Below are 19,687 nucleotides of genomic sequence, written 5' to 3'. Positions count from 1 at the left end.
GCCCCGGCCCCGCCGCTCAGGCGGGGCCCGCGCCCGCCGTGTCGCCGGTGCGCTCCCCGTCCGGCTGCGCAGCCGGCTGCTCGGCCCGTTCGCGCTCGGCGGCGCGTGCCGCGGCCTGCTCGGCGGCCTGGGTGGCGAAGTCGGCGGCCAGCCAGTCGTGGCCCTCGGTCAGCAGGGCCCACACCCGCTCGACGTGCGCCCGCGTCGTCGCCGGCGAGCCGATCGCGACGCGCAGGACCACCTCCCGACGCACGGTGGTGTGGGTCAGGAAGACCTCGCCGCCGTCGTTGAGGCGGTCGAGCAGCGTCATCGTCGCGACGTCGGCGTCGACACCGGCCGGCCAGCGGGGCTGGAGGCAGACCAGGGACAGCGGGTGCGGTGCGACGACGTCGAACCGGTCGTCGGCCGCGGCCCAGCCGGCCAGCTCCTGGGCCAGCGCCACGTGCCCACGGACGTGGGCGCGCAGCCCTTCCGCGCCGTACCAGCGGAGGACGAACCAGAGCTTGAGCGCGCGGAAGCGCCGGCCGAGCTCGATCTGCCAGTCGCGGTAGTCGACGACGGCGCCGGCGTCGGTGGCGGCGTTGCGCAGGTAGTCGGGGAGGATCGCCAGGGCGCCGGTGAGGGCCGCCCGGTCGGCGACCCAGAAGAGCGTCGCGTCGAAGCCGGTGAGCAGCCACTTGTGGGCGTCGGTGGTGTAGCTGTCGGCCCACTCGACGCCGGCCTGCAGCTCGCGCAGCTCGGGGGCGACCGCGCTCACGCCGGCGTACGCGGCGTCGACGTGCAGCCAGACGCCGTGCTGCTGGCAGATGGGACCGATGGCGGCCAGCGGGTCGACCGCGGTGGTCGACGTCGTGCCGATGGTCGCGCAGACCAGCACGGGCCGGTACCCGCGGGCGACGTCCCGCTCGAGCCGGGCGGCGAGCGCCCCCGGGTTCATCGCGAGGTCGCCGTCGACCTCCACGATCCGGACCGCATCGCTGCCCAGGCCGGCGATGCGCACGGCCTTCTCCATCGACGAGTGCGTCTCGGCGGACACGTAGACGGTGGCGCGGTCGGGCTGCACCCCGCCGCGGACGGTGGCCCCGCCGGAGGCGCGGTGGAGGGCGGCCAGCAGCGCGACGAGGTTCGCCCCGGAGCTGGAGTCCTGGACGACGCCCCCGCCGCTGCCCGTGGAGAGGAAGGACTCCGGCAGGCCCAGCAGGCCGGCGAACCAGTCCATGACGTGCTGTTCCAGCTCGGTCGCCGCCGGGCTGGTCACCCAGGACATGCCCTGCACGCCCAGGCCCGCCGAGACCAGGTCGCCGAGCACCGACGGGCCGGAGGTGTTGGCCGGGAAGTAGCCGAAGAACCCCGGGTGCTGCCAGTGCGTGATGCCCGGCATGACCACGCGGTCCAGATCGGCCAGCACCGCGGAGAACGGTTCACCCGACTCCGGGGGATCCGCGGGCAGCGCCGTGCGGACGTCGCCGGGGGAGACCTGCGAGCGCACCGGGAAGGAGGCGATGCGCGTCCAGTAGTCGGCGATCCAGTCGACCACCTCGTGGCCGTGCTGCCGGAACTGCTCGGGCGTCATGTGCGGCGCGGGCTCGGTCACGGTGCCACCGTATTGCGTCGCTCAGCGCGACCGGGGAGGGCACCCGGGCGCGGTACCGGGGCCGTCCGGCCCGCTGCCGGCGACGAGCCGGTCGCCGAGGTCGGAGCGGCGGTAGAGCACCGAGCGCCCGTGCCGGGCGGAGAGGAGCAGGCCGGCGGCGCGCAGCGCGCGCAGGTGCTGGTTGACCGCGGGGGTGGTGACCCCCAGGCGCACCGCGAGCTCGGTGGACGACGACGGGGTGGCCAGCTCGGTGAGCAGCCCGGCGCGGACAGCTCCGACCAGGCCCGCGAGCGCCGCCGGGGAGGTCAGCCGCCGGCTCTCCCACAGCGTGCCCACCCCGCGGGCGGCGTACATGACCAGCGGCGGTTCCTCGGGCGAGATGGGGGCGGAGGCGGTGCGCCCGAACAGCGTGGGCACGAGCGTCAGCCCCTCCCCGCTGGTCGACCGGGTGTAGCTGATCGCCGCTTTCAGGCGCACCGAGACGACGCCGTCGGCGAAGCTCACCGTCTCGCCGAGGTGGGCGAACGTGTGCGCCATCCCGCGCTGGGCCAGTTCCCGTCCGCGGTGGACGACGTCGGCCTCGAGCACCGCGCGCATCCGCGGCCACGCGTCCTCGGCGAACGATCGCTCCCAGTACCCGAGCAGCGCGTCGACGATCCGGGCGCGCACCGCCTGCGGCCTCCCGCGCAGCGCCGGCGGCAGGGGGTCGTGCAGCACGCGGAGGTCGCGGACGACGACCGCGGGGTCGGTGTCCGCCACTGCGCGGAGCTCCTCCTCGATCCGGGTCAGCGGGGAGTGCGGCCGCGGGGTGAGGAAGTCCGGCGTCCACAGCTCCTCGTTGGTCAGGGCCAGCAGCAGGTCCCCGTCGAGGTCCGGGCGTGCGGCCTCGACGCGGTGCAGCCAGGGCAGGTGCAGCGGGTAGCGGCCGGGGTCGCGCCAGGCCCGCAGGGAGAAGACCAGCTCGTTGAGCGGTGAGATGGCGAAGCGGACGTCCGCCAGGTCCATCCCGGCCAGCTCGTAGCGGATCATGAAGTACAACGCTACATCGATCGGTCTTCCCGTCTCCGGCTGGCAGAACTGCCCCGTGCCCTCCGCGATCGCGGCGGCGCCGGCGAGATGGTCGGCGGCCGCCTCCTCCACCCTGCGCCCGTCCGACCCGCTGGCCCGGGCGCTGAACTGGTCCACCATGGCCGGGTCGCTCAGCAGCGGGTTGTTCTACAGCGTCAGCGCGCTCTTCTTCACCCGGGTCATCGGCCTGGCGCCCACCACGGTGGGGCTGGGGCTCGTCGTCGCCGGAGCCGTCGGCGTGGCCGGCAGCTTCGGTGCCGGCTACCTCGCCGACCGCGTCGGCGCGGAACGCGTCCTGCTGGCGGCGACCGCCGCCCAGGGTGTCGCGCTGCTGGCGTACGGCATCGCGACGAGCGCGGTCGCGTTCGTCCTCACCGCCTGCTGTGCGGTCGGGTTCCGCGAGGTCCAGGGCACCGCCCGCTCCGCACTGCTGGCCAGGTGCTTCCCCGGCGCGGACCGCGTCGGCGTGCGGGCGCGGCTGCGGGTGGTGACCAACGTCTTCATCGGCCTGGGCACCTGCCTGGCCGCGGGTGCGCTGCTGCACGACACCGCGGGCGCCTACCGGGCCACGCTCGGCGCGGTCGGCGTCCTCGTGCTGCTCTCCTGCCTGCCGCTGCTCGGCCTCCCGGCGCTCGTACGGGGGCGCTGCGGCGACACCCCGGCCGTCACGCTCGCGCAGGCGCCGGGAGGTCGCTCGCCGCTGCGGGACGGGCGCTACCTGGCCGTCGCCGGCCTCAACGCGGTCCTCGCCATGCACTTCGGGTTGCAGACCGTCGGCGTCCCGCTCTGGGTGGCCGGCGGGACGGCCGCGCCCCCGGTGACCGTCTCGGTGCTCCTCGTGCTGAACACGGTGCTCGTCGCGCTCTTCCAGGTCCGGGCCGCGCGCGGCACCCACGACATCCCCACCGCAGGGCGCGCCGTGGCGCTGGCCGGGGCCATGCTGGCGGTGGCGTGCGCGCTGTACGCGGCGGCCGGCCTCGGCGGCGTCGTGGTGGCGGTCGGCGTGCTGGTGCTCGCGGCCCTCGCGCACACCGCCGGCGAGATGTGGGGTGAGGCCGGCAGCTGGGGGCTGGCCTTCGAGCTGGCCGACGAGCGCCGCGCCGGGGCGTACCAGGGGGTGAGCCAGACCGGCTACGCCCTCGGTGCGATGGCCGCGCCGCTGGTGGTCACCGCGACCGCCGTCGAGCACGGCGCGGCGGGGTGGGCGGTGCTCGGTGCGACCTTCCTCGTCGCCGGGCTGCTCACGCTCGCCATCGCACGCCGGGCGGCCGACCCGGTGGAACGGTGACCGCTCGGTGCCCCCGGTGCGACTCGAACGCACACTGCGCGGGTTTTGAATCCGCTCCCTCTGCCGATTGGGGTACGGGGGCGTGCCGGCCAGGTGCGACCGGCGCCCGAGAAGAGTAGCCGGGCGGTGGGCCGGCGCCCACGCCGATAGGCTGCCACCCCGTGAGCAGCGAGCCGATCCGGGTTCTGATCGCCGAGGACGAGGCGTTGATCCGTCTCGACCTCAAGGAGATGCTCGAGGAGGAGGGGTATCTGGTCGTCGCAGAGGTCGGTGACGGCCAGCAGGCCGTGGAACGCGCCGAGGAGCTCCGCCCCGACCTGGTCATCCTCGACATCCAGATGCCGGTGCTCGACGGGCTCTCCGCCGCCGAGCAGATCGCCTCGGCCCGCGTGGCGCCGGTCATCGTGCTCACCGCGTTCAGCCAGCGCGAGCTGGTGGAGCGGGCGCGCGACGCCGGGGCGATGGCGTACCTGGTCAAGCCGTTCTCCAAGAACGACCTCGTGCCGGCCATCGAGGTGGCGCGGGGCCGGTTCGCCGAGATGACCGCGCTCGACGGCGAGGTGAAGTCGCTCGAGGAGCGGCTGGAGACCCGCAAGGTCGTCGAGCGGGCGAAGGGCCGGCTGATGGCCGACCAGGGCATGACCGAGGCCGAGGCGTTCCGCTGGATCCAGCGCACCGCCATGAACCAGCGGACCAGCATGAAGGCCCTCGCGGAGTCGATCCTGACGGCCACCGCGACGCCCGACGACAGCACCGCCTGATCCCGGACGGCGTTCCGGCAGGTCTGTCGCGCCGCAGCGTCGCCTGGCGATCACCGACCGTGCCCGCGGTTCCACCATGCGGACACCGAGGTCACGACCTCATCACGGTCCCTCTCGGGCCGGGTGCAACCTTCCGGACGGCAGCTAGGTTCTGCGCACCGATCGGCGCCCGGTCGGCGGTCGTCGCGTACGCGCGCCGGCGCCGGGCGCACTGATGACACTGGGAGTCATTTGATGCGCACTGGCACTACTGCCCGCAGCATCGCCGTCACCGGTGCTGCCCTGCTCGCGCTGACCGCCTGCGGTGGCGGCGACGAGGACGGTGGCACGTCGGCCGAGGGCGGCGGCGACAGCGGCGAGAAGCAGGTCAACGTCTACGGCACCGACGGCAACATGGGCAACGCGCTCGGGGAGTCGTTCACCGAGGAGGGCGCGCTCGCCGGGATGAAGGGCACCACGCCCCTGACCGACCTGGGTGAGGACTTCACCAACCGGCTGCTCGAGGTCGACCCGAACCTGGTCGACTTCAACTACGCCGGGGAGACCTACGACGCGATCATGATCTCCGCGATCGCCGCGTCGCTGGCGGGCAGCACCGACCCCGCCGTGTTCGCCCCCTACATCAACGGCGTGACCTTCGGCGGGGAGACCTGCACGGACTTCGCCTCCTGCCAGGAGATCGTCAACGCCGGGGGCAACCCCGACTACGACGGTGTCTCCGGCCCGCTGGCCTTCGCCGCGCCCGGTGAGCCCTCCGTGGCCAGCTTCGGCATCCTGCAGTTCGGCGACGACAACACGATCGCCGCCGACGAGACCGAGTTCGTGCTCGCCGGCGACGAGGCGAACGCCGCGGAGGACGAGGGCCCTGCGCCAGCCCCGCCGGGCGCCACCTCCGACGACCCGCTCGTCATCGGCACCCTGCTCCCGCAGACCGGCGACCTGGCCTTCCTCGGCCCCCCGGAGATCGCCGCCGCCGAGCTGGCCGTCCAGGAGATCAACGGGGTCGGCGGCGTGCTCGGCCAGCCGGTGCAGCTCATCCAGCGCGACTCCGGTGACACCTCGACCGACATCGCGACCCAGTCGGTCGACGCCCTGCTGCAGCAGAACGTCGACGTGATCGTCGGTGCGGCCTCCTCGGCCGTCACCCGGACGGTCATCGACAAGGTCACCGGTGCCGGTGTCGTGCAGATCTCGCCGGCGAACACGTCCGACGAGTTCACCAACTACGACGACGGCGGGCTGTACTTCCGCACCGCCCCGCCGGACACGCTGCAGGCTCGCGCCCTGGCCGACGAGATCATCGCTGACGGTGTGAGCACCGTCGGGATCCTCGCCCGCAACGACTCCTACGGCACCGGGCTGGCGGAGAACACCGTCGACAACCTGGTGAGCAGCGGGCTGGCGGAGGACAGCATCGAGCTGGTCATCTACGACCCCACGGCGGCGAACTACGACGCCGAGGTGCAGCAGATGGTCGACCTCAACCCCGACGCCATCGTGGTCATCGGCTTCGACGAGTCCGCCCGGATCATCGAGGGGCTCAACGCGCAGGGCATCGGCCCGGCGCGCGGCTGAACCCGGCGAGCGGATCGCTGATCCGCTGACAGCCACCAGGGGCCCGGCACCGCATCGGTGCCGGGCCCCTGTGCGTCTGCCCGGTCGCAGTGCGCACCGCTGCGCGCCGTCGCCGCAGCCGTGCGGTCGTCGCCGCGGTGGCAGACGCCTGGGGTCGCGACCACGGGCCCGGGGCCACCCGCGGCGCACCGGTCAGGACGACGACGGCGCCGGCACCGGCTGCACGGATACCCGCTCCGGGCGTGCGTCGTCGCCGCAGCTGCACACGCCTGGGGTCGCGACCACGGGCCCGGGGCCACCCGCGGCGCACCGGTCAGGACGACGACGGCGCCGGCACCCCGTGCGGGGTGCCGGCGCCGTGTGCGTGCCGAGCGGGGGTCAGTGCGCCTTGGCCAGCGTCCCGAGGTAGAGCTCGATGACCTTCGGGTCGTGCATCAGCGATTCGCCGGTCGCGGTGTAGGCGTTGCGGCCCTGGTCGAGGACGTAGCCGCGGTCGCAGATCTGCAGGCAGCGCCGGGCGTTCTGCTCGACCATGATGATCGAGACCCCGGTGGCGTTGATCCGGCGGCACCGGATGAACACCTCGTCCTGGTAGACGGGGGAGAGGCCGGCCGAGGGCTCGTCGAGCAGCAGCACCGACGGCTCCATCATCAGCGCCCGGCCCATGGCGACCATCTGCCGCTCGCCGCCGGAGAGCGAGCCGGCCTTGATCCGACGCCGCTCACCGAGCATGGGGAACAGCTCGGCGACGTAGTCGAACCGCTCCTTGAACACCTTGGGCCGCAGGTAGGCGCCCATCTGCATGTTCTCCTCGATGGTGAGCGAGGGGAACACGTTGTTGTTCTGCGGCACGTAACCCACACCGAGGGACACCAGCCGGTGCGCGGGCGCCGAGGTGATGTCCTCCCCGCGCAGCGTCACCGTGCCCGAGCGCACCGGGATCAGCCCGAAGAGGGTCTTGAGCAGCGTCGACTTCCCGGCCCCGTTGGGGCCGATGATGCCGACCAGCTCGCCCTCCTGCAGGTAGAAGTCGCACCCGTTGAGGATGTTCACCCCGGGGACGTAGCCGGCGACGAGCTCGTCGCCCCGCACCAGGGCGCCCTCGGCCAGCCGGGTGTGCTCGGGCCGGGTGGCGGCGAGCTCGGCGGGGGAGAGGCCGGCCGTGGGGCCGTCCTCTCCCGCGGCGACCGGCGCGCCGGTGCCCTGGTCGACCGGCCGGTCGAACTCGTACTCGGGGTTCGTGCTGGTGCGCGGGTCCCCGCCCGCGCCCGGATCGATCGTCATCGGTCGCCGCCCTTCCGGTGCGTGCCGTCGGAGCGGAGGGTGTCCCCGCCCCGGCCCTGCTGCCGGGCGATCGTGTCCTCGGCCTCGGCGAGCTGCGCGTCCTCCTCCTCGATGCTGAGGGGGGCGTCGTGGTGGGCGCCGAGGTAGGCGTCGACCACGGCCTGGTTCTGGCTGATCGACTCCGGCGGCCCCTCCGCGATCACGTTGCCCGCGGCCATCACCACGACCCAGTCGCTGATGTCGCGGACCACGTCCATGTCGTGCTCGACGAAGATGACCGTCATGCCCTGCTCGCGCAGGTCCTTGACGTGCCCGAGCAGGCTCTGGGTCAGGGCCGGGTTCACGCCGGCCATCGGCTCGTCGAGCATGACCACCTTCGGGTCGCTCATCAGCGCCCGGGCCATCTCGAGGAGCTTGCGCTGACCACCGGACAGGGTGCCGGCGAACTCGTCCTTCTTGGCGTCGAGCTTGAACCGTCGGAGCAGTTCCAGCGCCTTCTCGGTGTTGGCCCGCTCCTGCGCCCGCCACAGCCCGGGGACGAGCGCCGAGAAGAAGCCCTCGCCCTTCTGGCCCTGGGCGCCGAGCAGCATGTTCTGCAGCACGGTGAGCCGGGACAGCGCCTTGGTGAGCTGGAAGGTGCGCACGACACCGAGCCGGGCCACCTGGTGCGACGCCAGCTTGCCCAGCGGTCGCCCGTCGAAGGACCAGGTCCCGCCGTCGGGCTGGTCGAACCCGGTGAGCAGGTTGAACAGCGTGGTCTTCCCGGCCCCGTTCGGGCCGATCAGGCCGGTGATGCCGCCGCGCTGGATCTCCAGGTGGTCGACCGAGACGGCGGTCAGCCCGCCGAAGGTGCGGGTCACGCCGTCCACGACGATCGTCGGGTCCGGCTTGGCGACGCCGATCTCCCAGGGGACGTCGCGCAGCGCCTCGCGGGCCAGCATGCGGGCGCCGGACGCCGTGGCGCCGGACGCCGTGGCGCCGGTGGGGATGGGCTCAGCGGGCATCGAGCATCACCTCTCGTCGGTCGCCGAAGATCCCCTGCGGGCGGAACACCAGCAGCAGGATCAGCCCGAGACCGATGATGACGAAGCGGATCTGGGCGACGTCGGTCGTCGACAGCAGGCCCTCGGGGATGACACCGGTCTCGATCATGCTCCGGAGACCGGAGTCGGCGAACTGGATGATGAAGTACATCAGCATGGCGCCCACGACGGGCCCGAGCACGCGCGCGGCGCCGCCCAGGATGAGCGCCACGTAGGCGAGGAACGTGTTGGCGTTCTGGTACTGGTCCGGGGTCGCCGACCCGGTGCCGAGGGCGTAGACCATGCCCCCGAGGGCACCGAAGACGCCGCCGAGGACCAGCGCCTGCATCTTGTAGACGTACACGTTCTTGCCGAGCGCGCGGACGGCGTCCTCGTCCTCGCGGATCGACTTCACGACCCGGCCCCACGGGCTGCGGACCAGGCCCCACACCAGCAGGCAGCCGAGGGCGACCAGCGTCCAGCCCACCGCCGTCACCCACAGGTCCGCACCGCTCCAGAAGGTGCCGAGCAGGCGGTAGCGGCGGCTGGTGTCCCACGGGGCCAGCTCCACGAAGCCGCGGTTGAAGCCGGAGATGCCGCGGGAGCCGTTGGTGACCGGCGTCGCCGACACCGAGCGGAACAGCAGCCGCAGCCCCTCCGCCGTCGCGATGGTCGCGATGGCGAGGTAGTCCGCGCGCAGCCGCAGCGTGGGGAGGCCCAGCAGGAGCGCCAGGACCACCGCGGCGGCGAGCCCGATGGCGACCCCGACCCAGAAGTTCAGCCCCCACTGGCTGACCGAGACCGCGATCCCGTAGGCGCCGACCATGGCGAAGGCGATCTGGCCGAAGTTGAGCAGGCCGGCGTAGCCGAACTGCATGTTGATGCCGAGCGCCAGGAGGGCCAGGAAGACGGCCTGGAAGCCGATCCCTGCCTTGACCGCGATCGCCAGCGCGTCGATGAACTCACCCATTGCTCAACCCACCCGAACCCGGCTGCCGAGGATGCCCTGCGGTCGGACCATGAGGATCACGATCAGCAGCAGGAGCCCGCCGACGTACTTGACGTCGTTGGGGATGACCAGCGTGGACATCTGCACGAAGACGCCCACGACGATGCTCCCGACCAGCGCGCCGTAGGCGGTGCCGAGCCCGCCCAGGGTCACCCCGGCGAACATCAGGAGGAGCAGCCGGAAGCCCATGTCCCACTGGACCTCGTCGGACAGCCCGAGCAGTACGCCGCCCAGCGCGGCCAGCGCGCCGCCCATCATCCAGACGACCAGGATCACCCGGTTCACGTCGATGCCCGACGACGCCGCGAGATCGCGGTTGTCGGCCACCGCGCGCATCGCCTTGCCCATCGTGGTCCGCTGCAGCATCAGCGCGACCAGCAGGAGCACGACCAGCGCGATGACGATCGAGTAGAGGTCCTTGTCGGTCATGTTGAACGGGCCGTAGTCGACGGCGCGCTGCCCGCGGTAGTCGGCGTACGCCTGCGAGCTGCCCCCGAAGAAGATCTGGTAGGCGTAGCGCAGCAGCAGCGAGAGGCCGATCGAGATGACCAGGGCGGCCACCAGGCCGGTGCCCCGGCGGCGCAGCGGCCGCCACAGCAGGCGCTCGTTGAGCAGGCCCACGACGGCGCCGATCACCATCGCCAGCAACGCGGCCGGGATCAGCGGCACCCCGCCCTCGACGTTGATGAACCAGGCGGCGATGGCGCCGATGGTCACCAGCTCCCCGTGCGCGAAGTTGGTCAGGCCGGTCGTCCCGAAGATCAGCGACAGGCCGACCGCGGCCATGGCGATCAGCAGGCCGAAGCGCAGGCCGTCCACCAGCAGCTGGACCCACCGGACCGTGCCGCCGCCGGAGTTCCGGCTGCCGTCGTCGAGGCCGATGATGACGCCCTGGTTGCGACCGGGGTCGACGGTGACGGTCCGGCTGTTGCCCGAGTTGAACTCGACCCCCTCGGGGAGCGCGTCCTCGGGGACGGTGACCGTGTACTCGCCGGGGCCGGGCAGCTCGACGGCGAACCGGCCGTTCTCGTCGGTCTCGTCGGTGCCGACCTCGTCGCCGTCCGGCGTGGTGACGACGACCTCGACCCCCTCGATGGGGCCGCTGAGGCTGGTGCGCAGGGTGCCGGAGACCTGCTCGCTCGCGGTCTCCGCCGGGTCCTCCGCTGCGTGCGCGGCGCCCGGGGTCAGCGTGGCGAGGCCGGCGGTGAACAGCGCGACCAGCAGCAGGCGCAGGGCCGTGAGGCCGCCGCTCCCCGGTGTGCCGGCCGGCTTCCCAGACCACGCGCGTGCGGGCCTGCATCGTCGACCGTGCCGGCGGACACGGTCCGTCGGGTGCGTCACTCGACCTCCTCGGCGGATTCGTTGAGGCAGGAACCTAACGCAGTTGCGCGGTCAAGCCGCCACCGTGCGCCGAGCTGTGACCTTTCCGCGACACGCCGTGCTGCGGGCGTTGCGGACAGTCGCGAGATGTAGACCGGGCGGGGGACGCGGCCGATCCGGCGGGCTCAGCCCCGCGCGGCCATCGACATGCAGGTCAGCCGCGCGGTGGCGGTCCGACGGCCCTGGTCGTCGGTGATGTCGATCAGGAAGGTCGAGAGCGTCCGCCCACGGCGCACCGGCGTGCAGACGGCCGTCACCGTGCCGGCCGTCGCCGCGCGGAGATAGCTGACGTTGAGCTCGATGCCGACGACCTGCCGGTCCGGGCCGGCGCCGACGGCCGCGGCCATGGACCCGATCGTCTCGGCGAGCGTGCAGGTGGCCCCGCCGTGCAGCAGACCGAAGGGCTGCTCGTTGCCGGCGACCGGCATCGTGGCGACCAGCCGGTCGGGGTTCCAGTCGGTGATCCGCACGCCGAGCTTGTCGTCGAGAGGGCTGCTGATGCCGTCGGGCAGCCAGTCCGGGGGAGGGGTGGTCACGGCTGGCACCGTAGCCAGCGGTCGGCGCCCCGGTTCTGTCGGGAGCCGCCCCTAGGATCGTCGACGATGTCCGCTCCGGTTGCCACCTCCGCGCCCGCCGCCCCCTCGAGCACGGGCACGCGCCCGCGCCTGCTCCTGCTCGACGGGCACTCGCTGGCCTACCGCGCGTTCTTCGCGCTGCCGGTGGAGAACTTCTCGACCACCACGGGCCAGCCGACGAACGCCGTCTACGGCTTCACGTCGATGCTGATCAACATCCTGCGCGACGAGCGGCCCACCCACCTCGCCGTCGCCTTCGACGTCGGCCGGAAGACCTTCCGCAGCGAGATCTACGCGGAGTACAAGGCCAACCGGGCCGAGAGCCCGACCGACTTCCGCGGCCAGGTGAGCCTCGTCCAGGAGGTGCTCGGCGCGCTCCGGGTCCCGGTGATCACCGCCGAGGGCTACGAGGCCGACGACGTCATCGCCACGCTCACCGTGCAGGCGGTGGAGCACGGCATGGACGTGCTGATCGCCACCGGCGACCGCGACGCGCTGCAGCTGGTCAACGAGCACGTCACCGTGCTCTACCCGCGCAAGGGCGTCTCGGACATGACCCGGTTCACGCCGGAGGAGGTCGAGGCCAAGTACGGGCTGAGCCCCGTGCAGTACCCCGACTTCGCCGCCCTCCGGGGGGACCCGAGCGACAACCTGCCCAACATCCCGAGCGTCGGTGAGAAGACCGCCGCCAAGTGGGTGCGGGAGTACGGCTCCCTCGACGCCCTGGTCGACCAGGTCGACACGGTCAAGGGCAAGGTGGGGGAGAAGCTGCGCGAGCACCTCTCCTCCGTGCTGCAGAACCGGCGCCTCACCGAGCTCGACCGGCAGGTTCCCCTCGAGGTCGGGCCGCAGGACCTCGCCGTCCAGGCCTGGGACCGCAACGAGGTGCACACCCTCTTCGACAACCTGCAGTTCCGCGTGCTGCGCGACCGGCTGTTCGCCACGCTGACCAGCGCCGAGCCGGAGGTCGAGGGCGGCTTCGACGTCACCGTCGACGAGGTCCCGGCCGGCGAGCTCGGCTCCTGGCTGGACGCCCACGCCCGCACCGGGCAGACCGGCGTCATCTTCCGCGGCACGTGGGGTCGCGGCACCGGTGAGCTCACCGGGCTGGCGCTGGCCGCCGCGGACGACCACACCGCCTTCGTCGACCTCGGCCCGGCCCTGAACGTCGCCGACGAGCAGGCGCTCGCCGCGTGGCTGTCCGACGCCGAGCGCCCCAAGGTCGTGCACGAGGTGAAGGGCCCGCTGCTGGCCATCTGGGCACGCGGGTGGGAGCTCGCCGGGGTCGTCAGCGACACCGCGCTGGCCGCCTACCTCGCACTGCCCGGGCAGCGCTCGTTCGACCTGGGCGACCTCGCGGTGCGCTACCTGCGCCGGGAGCTGAAGGACGCCGCCGAGGCCGATGGTCAGCTCACCCTGGACGGGCTCGGGCCCAGCGAGGACGACCGGGCCGCCGAGGCCGCGAAGGCCGACGTCCTCAAGGCCGTCGCGGTCAACGACCTCTCCGATGCGCTGGAGCAGGTGCTCGGCCAGCGCGGTGGCGGCCACCTGCTCGGCGAGATCGAGCTGCCGCTCACCCGGGTGCTCGCCGCGATGGAGTACCGGGGCATCGCCGCGGACCTGGAGTTCCTGCACGACCTGCAGAAGGAGTTCGCCGACGGCGTCGCCGCGGCGGCGGCCGAGTGCTACGCCGTCATCGGCCGGGAGGTGAACCTCGGTTCCCCGAAGCAGCTGCAGGCGGTGCTCTTCGACGAGCTGGGTCTGCCCAAGACCAAGAAGAACAAGACCGGCTACACCACCGACGCCGAGGCGCTGACCGGCCTGCTGGCCACGACCGGGCACCCGTTCCTGGAGCACCTGCTCCGCCACCGCGACGTCACGCGGCTGCGCACCGTCATCGACGGCCTCATCCCGATGGTCGACGACGCGGGCCGCATCCACACCACGTTCCAGCAGACGATCGCGGCCACCGGCCGGCTCTCCTCGACCGACCCGAACCTGCAGAACATCCCGATCCGCACCGCCGAGGGCCGCCGGATCCGGCAGGCGTTCGTGGTGGGCCAGGGCTACGAGTCGCTCATGACGGCGGACTACAGCCAGATCGAGATGCGGATCATGGCGCACCTCTCCGGCGACGAGGGGCTCATCGAGGCGTTCACCTCGGGGGAGGACCTGCACTCCTTCGTCGCGTCCAGGGCGTTCGACATCCCGATCGAGGAGGTCGACCCGGAGATGCGGCGCCGGATCAAGGCGATGAGCTACGGCCTGGCCTACGGCCTCTCCGCCTACGGGCTGTCCGGGCAGCTGCGCATCTCCGTGGAGGAGGCGCGCGAGCAGATGCACGCCTACTTCGAGCGCTTCGGCGGCATCCGCGACTACCTCGACGGCGTCGTGGACGACGCCCGGCAGACCGGCTACACCGAGACCACCCTGGGCCGCAGGCGCTACCTGCCCGACCTCACCAGCGACAACGGGCAGCGCCGGCAGATGGCCGAGCGGATGGCGCTCAACGCGCCCATCCAGGGCTCCGCCGCCGACGTGATCAAGGTTGCGATGCTCAACGTGGAGAAGGCGATCGCCGCCGAGGGCCTGCGGTCCCGGATGCTGCTGCAGGTCCACGACGAGCTCGTGCTCGAGGTCGCGCCGGGGGAGCAGGACGCCCTGGAGGCGCTGGTCCGCCGGGAGATGGCCGGGGCGGCCCAGCTCTCGGTGCCGCTGGAGGTCTCGGTCGGCGTCGGGCCGAGCTGGGACGCCGCCGCGCACTGAGGCCCTCCCGGGCCGATGTGTCAGCTGCCGCGCTGCTGATCATGTCGGAGGCATGAGCTCTCCACGCCCGCCCGGTCCCGGGCAGCAGTCGGTCCCGCCCTGGCTGGCCCGGTCGGCGGCCGTGGGTGGTCGGCTGCTCGTGCTGGCGGTCCTGCTGTGGTTGCTCGCCGGGTTCGCGGTCCGGCTCACCCTGCCCCTGGTGGCCGTGGCCGTGGCGCTGCTGCTGGCCGGTGTCGCCGCGCCCGCGGTGGGGTGGGCCGAGCGCACGGGCGTTCCGCGCTGGCTGGGCGCCCTGGGCGCCCTCGCCCTGCTGCTGGCGGCGGTGGCCGGGATCGCCGCCGGGCTGGGCGCCCGCATCGTCGGTCAGCTGCCCCAGCTGCGCGACCAGTTCCAGCAGGTCACCGCCCAGCTGTCGGAGCGGTTCGGCATCCAGGTGCCGTGGGCGAACTCCTCCGGTGGCGGCTCGGGGGCCGGGGGCGCGAGCGCCGGCGATCTCCTCGGCCCCGCCCAGACCGTCGCCGAGGTGCTGATCGCCGCCTTCCTCACCCTGGTGCTGGCCTTCCTCTTCCTGGCCGGCGGGGCCGGCATGTGGGGCTGGCTGCTGGGCAAGTTCGGCGGCCAGGTGCGCGAGGACGTCGACGCCGCCGGTCGTGCGGCCTGGACGACGGTCGGCGGGTACGTGCGCGGGCTGACGGTCGTGGCGCTGTTCGACGCGGTCGGCATCGGCGCCGGGCTGCTGCTGATCGGCGTCCCGCTGGCGCTCACGCTGGCCGTGCTGCAGTTCCTCGCCTCCTACATCCCCACGATCGGTGCCTTCGTCGCCGGCCTCCTCGCGGTGGCCGTCGCCTACGGCTCCGGCGGGCTGACGACGGCGCTGCTGGTGTTGGCGCTGGTGGTGGTGGTCCAGCAGATCGGCAACGACGTCGTCGAGCCGTGGGTGATGAAGAACCGCCTGCCGCTCAACGCCGCCACCGTGCTGATCGCCGTCACGGCGGGCGGCGTCCTGTGGGGGATCGCCGGCGCGCTGCTGTTCGTCCCGCTGGCGGCCGCGATCACGGCCGCGGCGCACGAGCTGTGGGTGCGGCGCGGGTGCCCGCCCATCGCGGGGGAGCCGGCGGAGGCGTGACCGGCGCGGGGATCAGGCCGCCGGCTTCCCGCAGACGATGATCAACGTCCCGGGCACCAGCGCGCCGCGCTCGGGGGACCACTGGCCCCAGTTCTCGGTGCGGCCCGGCGTCCACTCCGGCTCGACCAGGTCCTGCAGCGCCAGGCCCGAGCCGACGACGGCGCGCGCCCAGTCGCCGACCGTGCGGTGGTGCTCCACGTAGACGGCCCGGCCCGCACCGTCGGTCTCCACGTACGGCGTGCGGTCGAAGTAGGAGGCCACGATCCGCAGGTCCTCGGGATCGGGCGAGTCCGGGAACGGCCAGCGCATCGGGTGGTTGACCGAGGCCACGAACCGGCCGCCGGGTCGCAGCACCCGCGCCACCTCGCTCAGCGCCCCCTCGACGTCGGCGACGAAGGGCAGCCCGCCGAACGCGGAGCACACGACGTCGACGCTCGCGTCGGCGACCGGGAGGGCGCCGACGTCGGCCTGCAGCAGCGGGACGGCGATGCCCGTGGACCGGTTCAGCTCCGCCGCGCGGGCGAGCATGCCGCCGGAGAGGTCCATGGCCACGACCTCGGCCCCGGCCGTCCGCAGCCACCGGGCGCAGGGCGCGGAGCCGCAGCCGATCTCGAGCACCCGCCGGCCGGCGACGTCGCCCAGCAGGTGCGCATCGGCCTCCCGCAGCCCCTCGGGGCACCAGAGGAAGTCGGCGTCCCCCAGGTCGGGGCCGTGCTCCGCGAGGTAGGCGGGCGCGGCCGCGTCCCACCAGCGGCGGTTGGCGCGCACCGACTCCGCGGTGCCCGCCGGGCGGCGGGCGACGCCCCCGGCGGCCGGGTAGCCGTCGCTGCCGAGGGGGAGGGGCGGGCCGGCGGAGGATGCGTCCATGACACGCCGATGGTGACACGCCGCCGACCGGGGAAGACCGCTCCCACCCAGGTGGACCGGACGCGCCCGGCGTCCGTACCATGGAGACGCGCCAGAGGTCTGTCGTGCCCTTCCCTTTCCGGGAATGCCCGCGCCGGTTCTCCCCGCTGTACCTCCCCGCGGTCCGACGGCCGCGGGTCGTCCTGTCCCTACGCATAAACCGTCCGGAGCAACCAACCACATGACCTCCACTCAGGTCCGTCCTTCCAGCACTCCCCAGGTCGCCATCAACGACATCGGTACCGCCGAGGACTTCCTCGCGGCGATCGACCAGACGATCAAGTACTTCAACGATGGCGACATCGTCGAGGGCGTCATCGTCAAGGTGGACCGGGACGAGGTGCTGCTGGACATCGGCTACAAGACCGAGGGCGTCATCCCCTCGCGCGAGCTGTCCATCAAGCACGACGTCGACCCGAACGAGGTCGTCAGCGTCGGCGACGAGGTGGAAGCCCTGGTCCTCCAGAAGGAGGACAAGGAAGGGCGGCTGATCCTCTCCAAGAAGCGCGCGCAGTACGAGCGCGCCTGGGGCACGATCGAGGCCAAGAAGGAAGCCGACGAGGTCGTCACCGGCACCGTCATCGAGGTCGTCAAGGGTGGCCTCATCCTGGACATCGGCCTGCGCGGGTTCCTCCCGGCGTCGCTGGTGGAGATGCGCCGCGTCCGCGACCTGCAGCCCTACGTGGGCCGCGAGCTCGAGGCGAAGATCATCGAGCTGGACAAGAACCGCAACAACGTGGTCCTGTCCCGCCGCCAGTGGCTGGAGCAGACGCAGTCCGAGGTCCGCAGCGAGTTCCTCAACAAGCTCGCCAAGGGCCAGGTCCGCTCGGGTGTCGTCTCCTCGATCGTCAACTTCGGCGCGTTCGTGGACCTGGGCGGCGTCGACGGCCTGGTGCACGTCTCCGAGCTGTCGTGGAAGCACATCGACCACCCGTCCGAGGTCGTCGAGGTGGGCCAGGAGGTCACCGTCGAGGTCCTCGACGTCGACCTGGACCGCGAGCGGGTCTCCCTGTCGCTGAAGGCGACGCAGGAGGACCCGTGGCGTCAGTTCGCCCGCACGCACCAGATCGGGCAGGTCGTCCCCGGCAAGGTCACCAAGCTCGTCCCGTTCGGTGCGTTCGTGCGCGTCGACGAGGGCATCGAGGGTCTGGTGCACATCTCCGAGCTGGCCGAGCGCCACGTGGAGATCCCGGAGCAGGTCGTGCAGGTCGGCGACGAGATCCTGGTCAAGGTCATCGACATCGACCTGGACCGCCGCCGGATCTCGCTGTCGCTCAAGCAGGCCAACGAGGGCGTCGTCGGCGACGAGGAGACCTTCGACCCGGCCGCCTACGGCATGGCTGCGTCCTACGACGAGCAGGGCAACTACATCTACCCCGAGGGCTTCGACGCCGAGACCGGCGAGTGGCTCGAGGGTTACGACGAGGCCCGCGAGGCGTGGGAGCGGCAGTACGCCGAGGCCCAGGCGCGCTACGAGGCGCACCGCAAGCAGATCGCCGCGGCCAAGGAGGCCGACGCCGAGGCTGCGGCGGGCGGCAGCTACTCCAGCGACGACGCTGCTGGCCCGGACGCCCCGGCCAGCACCGGCGGCACGCTGGCCAGCGACGAGGCGCTCGCCGCGCTGCGTGCCAAGCTGGCCGGCGGGGAGTGACCTGAGGGTCTGACCCGCCAGCGCTGAACGTCAGAGGCCCAGGACCCGAGCGGTCCTGGGCCTCTGACGTTCGCGGCCGCTGCCCGAGCCCCGCGGGTGCGTCGGCGCGGGTGCGAGCACGACGAAGGGCCCGTGGACGGTGTCCACGGGCCCTTCGCATCGTGATCGACCCGGCTGGGGTCGGCCCGCCCTCCCTGCAGGAGGGGCCTCTTTCAGAGGCTGAGGATGATGGCGAACGCCGTGCGGGGGCGGCCGCCGGAGCCGGCGAGGAAGCTCCAGGTGTGACGGCCGGTGGTCGGCGTGGAGAACATCCAGCGCAGCAGCGAGCTGCGGTGGGCGACGGCGGGGCGCTGGTACTGCATCCGCTCGCGGACGGCGGGGATGTCGGCGCAGCGCACGCCCGAGGCAGCACCGAGCCGGTGCCGGCCGGCGGCGCGGGACGACGGGGATGCGACGGGCGTGTGACGTGACATGTTCTCGTTCTGCCTCTCTCGGCGGGGAAGATCGCCGGGGCAGACGTTAACGGTGGTGCGCGTGTGACTGCTGCGACGCGCCCGGCGCGTCGGCGGCGTGTTACCTCTCCGTGATCTGCGTCCGGGCGGTCGCTACTGTCCGTGCGTGCTGAGGATCGGACTCACGGGTGGCATCGGTTCGGGCAAGAGCACCGTGGCCCGGTTGCTGGCCGAACGGGGCGCGGTGGTCGTGGACGCCGACCGGATCGCGCGGGAGGTGCTCGAGCCGGGCACCCCGGGGCTCGCCGCGGTCGCGGCCGCGTTCGGCGACGGGGTGCTCGCGGCCGACGGCTCCCTCGACCGCGCCGCACTGGCGGCGATCGTCTTCTCCGACGAGGAGGCCCGCCGTCGGCTCGATGCACTGGTCCACCCGATGGTGCGGCAGCGGTCCGCCGAGCTGGTCGCCACGGCGCCGGACGACGCCGTCGTCGTCAACGACGTCCCCCTGCTCGTGGAGACCGGGCAGGCGGGAACCTACGACCTCGTCGTCGTCGTGGAGGCAGACCTGTCGACGCGCCTCGCCCGGCTGGTCGGGCGAGGTCTCGCCGAGGCCGACGCGCGTGCCCGGATCGCCACGCAGGCGAGCGACGAGCAGCGGCGCGCGGTCGCCGACGTCGTCCTGGACAACAGCGGGTCCCTCGAGCAGCTGGCCGAGCAGGTCGAGCGCTTCTGGGCCCAGCGGGTCGAGCCACTGCGGAGCTGAGCGCCGGCCGCCCGGGGAATCGTCACCGTGCGGTGGTGCGAGCTCGATCACGTGCGCCGACCACGGGCACGCCGTCCCGAGACGCAGCAGAGCCCCGGGCCGCGGCCCGGGGCTCTGCTGTCGTGGTGGGCGATACTGGGATCGAACCAGTGACCTCTTCCGTGTCAGGGAAGCGCGCTACCGCTGCGCCAATCGCCCTTTCCGGCCTGACGACCGGACCCTCCTCCGCGCTCGTGCCCCGCGAGGAAGCGACGAGGTGGAGACGGGATTTGAACCCGTGTAGACGGCTTTGCAGGCCGTTGCCTCGCCTCTCGGCCACTCCACCGCACGCGGGCACCGATCTCTCGACCGGTGCCCGAGGTTCCGAGCGGACGACGGGATTCGAACCCGCGACCCTCACCTTGGCAAGGTGATGCTCTACCAGCTGAGCCACGTCCGCGTTACGAGAAGAACTCTAGCGGACGTCC

Annotated in this window: 16 protein-coding genes and 4 tRNA genes; 7 read left to right on the top strand and 13 right to left on the bottom strand. The window is 72.7% G+C overall.

Annotation, left to right across the window (positions count from 1 at the left end; genetic code table 11):
* Positions 1-16: 16 nt before the first annotated feature.
* The gene (locus ACI799_RS11605; RefSeq protein ID WP_456613114.1) at positions 17-1,594 is read right to left on the bottom strand and encodes a pyridoxal-dependent decarboxylase; all 1,578 of its coding nucleotides are present in this window, start codon (positions 1,592-1,594) and stop codon (positions 17-19) included.
* Positions 1,595-1,615: 21 nt separating this feature from the next.
* A complete protein-coding gene (locus tag ACI799_RS11600) occupies positions 1,616-2,623 on the bottom strand; it encodes a DUF5937 family protein (protein WP_456613113.1) in 1,008 nt (335 codons plus the stop codon).
* On the opposite strand from ACI799_RS11600, the gene ACI799_RS11595 reads away from it, so the two are divergent.
* Complete coding sequence (locus ACI799_RS11595) at positions 2,622-3,950, top strand: MFS transporter (RefSeq protein WP_456613112.1); 1,329 nt, start codon at positions 2,622-2,624, stop codon at positions 3,948-3,950. The genes ACI799_RS11600 and ACI799_RS11595 overlap by 2 nt on opposite strands.
* Positions 3,951-3,958: 8 nt before the next feature.
* Here the strand turns inward: ACI799_RS11595 and ACI799_RS11590 are convergent.
* Positions 3,959-4,032, bottom strand: a tRNA-Leu gene (locus ACI799_RS11590).
* A gap of 79 nt (positions 4,033-4,111) precedes the next feature.
* Between ACI799_RS11590 and ACI799_RS11585 the strand changes: the two genes are divergently transcribed.
* Both ACI799_RS11585 and ACI799_RS11580 read left to right on the top strand, forming a co-directional pair.
* Positions 4,112-4,711 carry an ANTAR domain-containing response regulator gene (locus ACI799_RS11585; protein WP_456597702.1) on the top strand — a complete coding sequence of 200 codons (600 nt, stop codon included), beginning with the start codon at positions 4,112-4,114 and terminating at the stop codon, positions 4,709-4,711.
* A gap of 234 nt (positions 4,712-4,945) precedes the next feature.
* On the top strand, positions 4,946-6,286 hold the full coding sequence (locus ACI799_RS11580; RefSeq protein ID WP_456588601.1) for an ABC transporter substrate-binding protein: 1,341 nt from the start codon (positions 4,946-4,948) through the stop codon (positions 6,284-6,286).
* A 378-nt stretch (positions 6,287-6,664) separates the two neighbouring features.
* Here ACI799_RS11580 and ACI799_RS11575 read toward each other — a convergent pair whose 3' ends face one another.
* From ACI799_RS11575 to ACI799_RS11555, 5 genes are all read right to left on the bottom strand, one after another.
* Positions 6,665-7,570, bottom strand: a complete 906-nt coding sequence (locus ACI799_RS11575) for an ABC transporter ATP-binding protein (RefSeq protein ID WP_456588602.1) — start codon at positions 7,568-7,570, stop codon at positions 6,665-6,667.
* The gene (locus ACI799_RS11570; protein ID WP_456588603.1) at positions 7,567-8,574 is read right to left on the bottom strand and encodes an ABC transporter ATP-binding protein; all 1,008 of its coding nucleotides are present in this window, start codon (positions 8,572-8,574) and stop codon (positions 7,567-7,569) included. Before ACI799_RS11570 ends, ACI799_RS11575 begins: the two co-directional genes overlap by 4 nt.
* Positions 8,564-9,562 carry a branched-chain amino acid ABC transporter permease gene (locus ACI799_RS11565; RefSeq protein ID WP_456588604.1) on the bottom strand — a complete coding sequence of 333 codons (999 nt, stop codon included), beginning with the start codon at positions 9,560-9,562 and terminating at the stop codon, positions 8,564-8,566. The genes ACI799_RS11570 and ACI799_RS11565 overlap by 11 nt, the downstream gene beginning before the upstream one ends.
* A 3-nt stretch (positions 9,563-9,565) precedes the next feature.
* Entirely contained in the window at positions 9,566-10,942 is a 1,377-nt protein-coding gene (locus tag ACI799_RS11560) for a branched-chain amino acid ABC transporter permease (RefSeq protein ID WP_456588605.1), read from the bottom strand.
* A 164-nt stretch (positions 10,943-11,106) separates the two neighbouring features.
* On the bottom strand, positions 11,107-11,517 hold the full coding sequence (locus ACI799_RS11555; protein ID WP_456588606.1) for a PaaI family thioesterase: 411 nt from the start codon (positions 11,515-11,517) through the stop codon (positions 11,107-11,109).
* A gap of 66 nt (positions 11,518-11,583) precedes the next feature.
* Here ACI799_RS11555 and polA point away from each other — a divergent pair, with 66 nt between their 5' ends.
* Together polA and ACI799_RS11545 are read left to right on the top strand one after the other, a co-directional pair.
* Complete coding sequence (gene polA / locus ACI799_RS11550; protein ID WP_456613111.1) at positions 11,584-14,322, top strand: DNA polymerase I; 2,739 nt, start codon at positions 11,584-11,586, stop codon at positions 14,320-14,322.
* Positions 14,323-14,374: 52 nt separating this feature from the next.
* Positions 14,375-15,448: an AI-2E family transporter gene (locus tag ACI799_RS11545; protein ID WP_456588608.1), complete on the top strand. Its 1,074-nt coding sequence runs from the start codon at positions 14,375-14,377 to the stop codon at positions 15,446-15,448.
* A 12-nt stretch (positions 15,449-15,460) separates the two neighbouring features.
* Here ACI799_RS11545 and ACI799_RS11540 read toward each other — a convergent pair whose 3' ends face one another.
* On the bottom strand, positions 15,461-16,315 hold the full coding sequence (locus tag ACI799_RS11540; protein WP_456613110.1) for a class I SAM-dependent methyltransferase: 855 nt from the start codon (positions 16,313-16,315) through the stop codon (positions 15,461-15,463).
* A 220-nt stretch (positions 16,316-16,535) separates the two neighbouring features.
* Here ACI799_RS11540 and rpsA point away from each other — a divergent pair, with 220 nt between their 5' ends.
* Entirely contained in the window at positions 16,536-18,005 is a 1,470-nt protein-coding gene (rpsA, locus tag ACI799_RS11535) for a 30S ribosomal protein S1 (protein ID WP_456588610.1), read from the top strand.
* Positions 18,006-18,217: 212 nt separating this feature from the next.
* Here the strand turns inward: rpsA and ACI799_RS11530 are convergent, their stop codons facing one another.
* Complete coding sequence (locus ACI799_RS11530; RefSeq protein ID WP_456588611.1) at positions 18,218-18,478, bottom strand: hypothetical protein; 261 nt, start codon at positions 18,476-18,478, stop codon at positions 18,218-18,220.
* 145 nt (positions 18,479-18,623) lie between these two features.
* Here ACI799_RS11530 and coaE point away from each other — a divergent pair, with 145 nt between their 5' ends.
* The gene (coaE, locus tag ACI799_RS11525; RefSeq protein ID WP_456588612.1) at positions 18,624-19,220 is read left to right on the top strand and encodes a dephospho-CoA kinase; all 597 of its coding nucleotides are present in this window, start codon (positions 18,624-18,626) and stop codon (positions 19,218-19,220) included.
* 123 nt (positions 19,221-19,343) lie between these two features.
* Here the strand turns inward: coaE and ACI799_RS11520 are convergent.
* The 3 genes from ACI799_RS11520 to ACI799_RS11510 form a co-directional block, all read right to left on the bottom strand.
* Positions 19,344-19,418 (bottom strand) — tRNA-Val (locus tag ACI799_RS11520).
* A gap of 56 nt (positions 19,419-19,474) precedes the next feature.
* A tRNA-Cys gene (locus tag ACI799_RS11515) sits at positions 19,475-19,545 on the bottom strand.
* Between the two features lie 41 nt (positions 19,546-19,586).
* A tRNA-Gly gene (locus ACI799_RS11510) sits at positions 19,587-19,659 on the bottom strand.
* Positions 19,660-19,687: the final 28 nt, after the last annotated feature.

Source organism: Blastococcus sp. SYSU DS0753, assembly GCF_054051175.1.
The sequence above is the reverse complement of the archived record's forward strand: the minus strand, read 5'-3'. Positions and strand labels throughout refer to the sequence as shown.

Bases quoted from the DNA above. Each gene is read 5' to 3' on its own strand.
- ACI799_RS11600 (WP_456613113.1), bottom strand. From the start codon at position 2,623: ATGATCCGCTACGAGCTGGCCGGGATGGACCTGGCGGACGTCCGCTTC.
- ACI799_RS11595 (WP_456613112.1), top strand. From the start codon at position 2,622: ATGAAGTACAACGCTACATCGATCGGTCTTCCCGTCTCCGGCTGGCAG.
- ACI799_RS11530 (WP_456588611.1), bottom strand. From the start codon at position 18,478: ATGTCACGTCACACGCCCGTCGCATCCCCGTCGTCCCGCGCCGCCGGC.
- rpsA (WP_456588610.1), top strand. From the start codon at position 16,536: ATGACCTCCACTCAGGTCCGTCCTTCCAGCACTCCCCAGGTCGCCATC.
- polA (WP_456613111.1), top strand. From the start codon at position 11,584: ATGTCCGCTCCGGTTGCCACCTCCGCGCCCGCCGCCCCCTCGAGCACG.
- ACI799_RS11580 (WP_456588601.1), top strand. From the start codon at position 4,946: ATGCGCACTGGCACTACTGCCCGCAGCATCGCCGTCACCGGTGCTGCC.
- ACI799_RS11570 (WP_456588603.1), bottom strand. From the start codon at position 8,574: ATGCCCGCTGAGCCCATCCCCACCGGCGCCACGGCGTCCGGCGCCACG.
- ACI799_RS11540 (WP_456613110.1), bottom strand. From the start codon at position 16,315: ATGGACGCATCCTCCGCCGGCCCGCCCCTCCCCCTCGGCAGCGACGGC.
- ACI799_RS11565 (WP_456588604.1), bottom strand. From the start codon at position 9,562: ATGGGTGAGTTCATCGACGCGCTGGCGATCGCGGTCAAGGCAGGGATC.
- ACI799_RS11575 (WP_456588602.1), bottom strand. From the start codon at position 7,570: ATGACGATCGATCCGGGCGCGGGCGGGGACCCGCGCACCAGCACGAAC.
- ACI799_RS11545 (WP_456588608.1), top strand. From the start codon at position 14,375: ATGAGCTCTCCACGCCCGCCCGGTCCCGGGCAGCAGTCGGTCCCGCCC.